Source organism: Vibrio sp. D173a (assembly GCF_030248475.1).
The window spans coordinates 1-1,108 of record NZ_JAHGAH010000541.1 but is presented as its reverse complement, the minus strand read 5'-3'; the positions used below and the strand labels follow the sequence as shown (position 1 = coordinate 1,108).

Here is a 1,108-nt window from a genome sequence, read left to right as displayed (position 1 = left end):
AACCAAGGTAAAGGTTGTAGCCGCTGTTTTCGTCGCTGAAGTCGGTGTTATCGCTTTCTGCTTGGTACTCAGAATAAAGGTAGCTTGCACCCACGTAAGGGTTAGCAGATACCTGAGTTACGAAGAAGATAGCAGCGATAGGAAGAATAAATTTGTTCAGTTTCATTGTTTAAGAACTCTTAATGTATAGGTTGACTAACGTTCCCTAATCCTTCAGCAGATGATGTATCAAACATCGACTTATATATCCTTATTGCAAGTGACATCAGGGAAGGTTGCGCTTTCTCTATTCATGCGTCTCGTCCCTCACTTGCGGTGTGGGGCCATAATGTATTGTTCTCACTGGTGTGGCATAACCGAAAGCTAATCTGTTCATAAATCTTCATAAGCTCGTCATCAACAAAATATAAAACCAATAAAAACAGTGTTTTGTGCATTTTTTCTAAAAGAATTTCCTAGAAGGAAGTGTGACTCTTTTCGTTTTAATGCTTGGTAAAACGTCGTCGATAGTGTTGAAGTCTACGAAAATGTGATCTTGATCTCCTTGATAACTGAATGTGTGGAAAATCGAGCTAAAGGTTTTAGAAATTGTCAGCAAAATCATTGAATTGAGACTATGTTTACTCAATAAGGTGAATAAAAAAGAGAGAGTTTGTGTGAATGCCTGACAAAAATATCAGTTTTATCGTAGATGAATGGCGTTTTGTGCCAAACGAAGGGCAGATCCAGTTTGCCGATTCGTTGATCACGATTGATAACCGACTGGCAAAGTTACTTGAGTTTTTGTGCATGAACCCAGGATTAACCCACAGCCGAGATGAACTGATCGAAGAGGTGTGGAATGGGAGTGTATTAACCGATCAAGTGGTGACCCAAGCGGTATTTGAGCTTAGAAAAGTGCTCAAGAAACATAGTGAAAGTAAGGCAAGTTACATAATTACGGTGCCAGAGCGTGGTTACCGGTTTGATGGTGAAGTAAAAGTCGAAAAAATCTCGGTGCCAAAACCTGAAGCGAGTGAGGAAATGAGCAGTGAACCGGAGTTTTCCATCGCTGGACGCCGAATCAGTGAAAAGATGGCACTGACACCGCCAAAGCCAAACAGGCTCG

Annotated in this window: 1 protein-coding gene; it reads left to right on the top strand. The window is 41.2% G+C overall.

Annotated elements, in window-relative coordinates; all coding sequences use genetic code 11:
* Positions 1-660: 660 nt before the first annotated feature.
* Positions 661-1,108 (top strand): winged helix-turn-helix domain-containing protein (locus tag KIV40_RS27375; RefSeq protein WP_285352349.1); only part of this gene is annotated, 448 nt, incomplete at its 3' end.